This window comes from Magnetospirillum moscoviense, assembly GCF_001650635.1.
GTDB classification, from domain to species: Bacteria; Pseudomonadota; Alphaproteobacteria; order Rhodospirillales; family Magnetospirillaceae; genus Magnetospirillum; species Magnetospirillum moscoviense.
The window spans coordinates 1-3,685 of record NZ_LWQU01000034.1 but is presented as its reverse complement, the minus strand read 5'-3'; the positions used below and the strand labels follow the sequence as shown (position 1 = coordinate 3,685).

At 55.8% G+C, this 3,685-nt stretch carries 4 protein-coding genes; 1 reads left to right on the top strand and 3 read right to left on the bottom strand.

Translation table 11 applies throughout. From position 1 onward, the window contains the following. The first annotated feature begins 81 nt into the window (after positions 1–81). Positions 82–288: a hypothetical protein gene (locus A6A05_RS02140; RefSeq protein ID WP_068497014.1), complete on the top strand. Its 207-nt coding sequence runs from the start codon at positions 82–84 to the stop codon at positions 286–288. Between the two features lie 275 nt (positions 289–563). On the opposite strand, the gene A6A05_RS02135 is transcribed toward A6A05_RS02140, so the two are convergent. The 3 genes from A6A05_RS02135 to A6A05_RS20535 are packed head-to-tail and all read right to left on the bottom strand — an operon-like array spanning position 564 to position 3,404. Continuing rightward, a complete protein-coding gene (locus A6A05_RS02135; protein WP_156520850.1) occupies positions 564–1,013 on the bottom strand; it encodes a hypothetical protein in 450 nt (149 codons plus the stop codon). Between the two features lie 20 nt (positions 1,014–1,033). Further along, positions 1,034–2,539, bottom strand: a complete 1,506-nt coding sequence (locus tag A6A05_RS02130) for a vWA domain-containing protein (RefSeq protein ID WP_068497010.1) — start codon at positions 2,537–2,539, stop codon at positions 1,034–1,036. A gap of 13 nt (positions 2,540–2,552) precedes the next feature. After that, complete coding sequence (locus tag A6A05_RS20535) at positions 2,553–3,404, bottom strand: hypothetical protein (RefSeq protein ID WP_156520849.1); 852 nt, start codon at positions 3,402–3,404, stop codon at positions 2,553–2,555. Positions 3,405–3,685: the final 281 nt, after the last annotated feature.

Genomic DNA, 3,685 nt, shown 5'->3' with positions numbered 1-3,685 from the left:
ACCAGCCTCGCTGTACGCCTCGCCGACACCCCAAGAAAGCGAAAACGCCAAGTGTGTGCGCTATGTTAACGCCTATGTATCATGCCCCCCCCTGCGTCGGGGCGTGGCCGCTCGGTCACCCGCAGCGACCAGGGCCGCGACTGCCGCGACGCCTTCCTCGGCCTCGCCAAGACCTGCCGCAAGCTCGGCATCTCGTTCTGGGATTTCCTGGGAGACCGCCTCGGCGCCGCTGTCGGAAACGCCGTGCCGGGACTCCCCTCGCTGATCGCCGCGCGCTACGCCGCCTGATCACCCGGACTTTTGCCCCAGTTACGATTTCCGGCGATAAGCTCTTCGATTTGAACGAGGTCATCACGCAGTTGATGCGTAACATTCGCGACCCAAAGCCTAAGAAACCCGCTGCGGTTCATGGCAACACACCCCGTGAAATCAGATGCCGGGAATCTCTACCCTCCCTCGTCCATCTGTTCTTTTGCGATTCCTGCGGAAAGATTTTCCGTAACATGGCATCAGAACTTCACCACAAGCGGTTCTGTTCCTCTAAAGATGAGCAGCGCCGTCAATTAGGATAAGCGGATTTTCATCGGGTCAGCAGCGCCGAGGCGTTTGGCCTCTACGTCAAAGGCTTGTTCCCAGACGATGCGAAGTCGGGACTTTCGCTTCCCAGCCATCGGTCCGCTGTTCCAAACTTTGCCACTTGGCCCCAACAATGGACACTTGGGGTATGCGGCTTTCAAGGCAGCCTTCAGAGCGTGTGCTTGGGCCATAAGCCCCTCGTTCGCAGCCTTCTTCAACCCCAACTCACGCTGTGTGGCCTTAAGCTTCTCCTCAAGCTCATGGATGCGGTTTTCAAGCTGATGAACTTGCTTGAGTGTCGGTGGCTTCAGCTTTGGTTCGGGGGCAGATGGGAGGACAGAAGCACTGAGAGCATGTGCGAAGTCCTCAACCCTATCTCGAGCAACCTGAAGTTCGTGTCCCACGAAGTCCAGGGTGTCATCAATCAGATTGCTCATGGAAACCTCCTGTCCATCGCTCACTGCTTTGTGGCGGTCTGGTCGATCCGGGTTATGATTTCTACCCACCGCATCCAGTCATCGAGATTGTTTTCAAACTCGATCAAAAGGGCAACGCAGCGACTACCATCACGACGGATTTCCTGAAATTTCTTCACCCCCAGAACCACATCCATATTCGGGCAGATAATCTTGGTGACGGCCTTGACCTCGGCTCCATGAGTCTCGAATTTGACGCCGTGCATGGAAAGATTGATGGCAGCCGTTTCCCGCTTCTCACCATCAGCACTGATCCATTGAATTTCCATGGCTCCGGCAGGCACAGCAACACGCAATGAGAACCGCCGCTCGACCTTGACAGCTTCGCTTTCCGCGATAAGAAGTTTCCGCCGCAATTTCTCCGCGTCATCAAGGGCACCTTTGACCTTGGCGTCAATGTACTGGGAGGCAAGGTCCACCGGAACGGCTGGTTCGGCCTTGGCAGTCGCTCGTCGCCGGTAGGCGATCAAAGCTCCAATCACACCGCCCAACAACACAAGAACAATCCCCCATATGGGTGACTGACTGGTTTGCGTATCCGCAGGAGCTACGAGCTGGGGCGCAACCGGCTCAGCCATCCTTGTTTCGATGGGGGGGGATAGCGGCTTGGGGGCGGGTTGCTCCCTCGGCTGAACCTTCGCAGCGATCTCGGGAATTGTGGTCAGGGCTATGGCGGCTCGATGCTCGTGGTCGTCCGGTAGGGCTTCCTTGACGATAGCACTGGAATGCTGCTGCAAGGCCGTCATGGCCTTCTGCAATTGCTCAACGGGATTTTCCTGAGCAGCCACCCGCATCGGAAGATATTGGGCACCCGCTGCCTTGGCCCAGGTCTTCAGATAATAGGAGGTTCCGGACAAATCCCAGACGATCAGACGATCCCCGATCAACTTGGCGATACCCGGCAACTGGCCTTCAATGAGATCGATATTGCGGGCGTGGTAAAGAGCGCCGAGTTTTTCAAACCGCTTCCGCTTCGAGACCCCGGCATCCTTCATCTGCTGATACTGGCGGTTTAGATCTTCATAGCGGGGGTCCGCTTGAACCTCCTTGCTGAGATAGCCCAGCTTGGCATCCCAAATTTCGGGCTCGCCATCGGATATGATGATCGCCAATTTGGTCGTGGGTTTGGCAAAATTCAGAAGATACCGAAATGGCATCTCCAGGTCGGTCGCTTTGCCGACCATCTCGATTTCGTCGATCGCGTGGTTCAGGGCCTTGATGTCGGTGGCGGTATCGCGCTCAACGGCAAGGTGGCGGTATAGGGCTTCATCAAAGCCGACGACTTCGATCTTATACGGATTGTCGAAGGTCTTCAGGAAGGTGAGCAGCCATGCCTTGGAGGCAAGTTTTGGATCATGCTTTCCAACCGATCCCGATTGATCGAACAAGATGATAATGTCCGGCTGCTCTTGGGCTAAAACTGGACGAACCGGGCCAAAAACAACACTGGCAATCAGGGTGGCAGCCAGAACGATACGAGCAAGCATGTCCGCCTCCCGTCTATTCTAGGTTGGACAGAATGGTCGAACGCTTCTCAGCCAGGAAGTCCTTGATTTCAGTTTCGGCCATGAGCTTACGCTCCGAGGCGAAGGTCGAGAAATATTCGTGGATGCTATCGAATTCGGCTGTAACTTTTTCGATCAGTTGACGCCGCAAGTCAGTGACCTCGGTCTGATAGCTGCTCTCGAACCGCTCCTGAAGCCGCGATTTCTCGGACTCCGTCCACGCCATGATCTTGGACAGTGCCAATTCCTTCTGTGCGGCGACGGCCTCATCCATCTCGGCTACTTTTTCCCGGCGTCGCTCGTCAATGTCCCGATCCAGTTCGGCCATCTCAGCCTCAATCTCACGCTGCCGGGCCAAGAGATTGGTGATGCTCTCATCGAGAGCGTCCTTGGTCCGGGAGAGATCGGCAACGTCGGCGGATAGTTCATCCACATGCAATTTCTTACGGTCGGCGTCGGCCTGAAGGTCAGAGACGACATCGGCCAGCTTTTGTTCAGCCTCACGAAGCTCGCTAACACGAACCTCAACTGCATTTTTGGCCGTGACAGCAGCATTGATTTCGTCTTGCTCGGCAGCCAGCTTCTCGGCTTTACGGGCATCCACTCCCTGCTCAAATTCACGGATAGAGGCGAGAAGCGTATCTTCTCTTGCGGCAAGCGCATTCACCCGAAGCTGAAGCTCGGCCATCTGCCGGGTCAGTTTCCCAGCGTCATCGATACCCTGAAAATTTATTGAACGGCTATCTTTGGGGGCTGGCTTTGTTTTGTTGCGATCAGCCAGTTTAGACACGCCAACCATGACGGCCAAAAATCCACATGCTGACAGAGCGATAAGAAGTATCGGCATAATCCCCCCCCCCAAATGGGCAGCGGCCATAATCGCTTAGACTAGCACATCCGGTATTACCGCCCATGCCAAAAGCCGATAGCCCCCAACAAGGTTGGTAAATGACGGTTTGTGGCACCCCCCCCGGTCGCTCAAGATATGATACCGGCGAACGCTCGATCTGACTCGGCGGGGCTTGCCAACCAGCGGCAACCATGAATCACTGGTTCTTCGACGCCTCAAATGGATTTGAAGAGATCCCCGAGTGGGGCGGCGATCAGGTAGATCATGGTCGCGAAGGT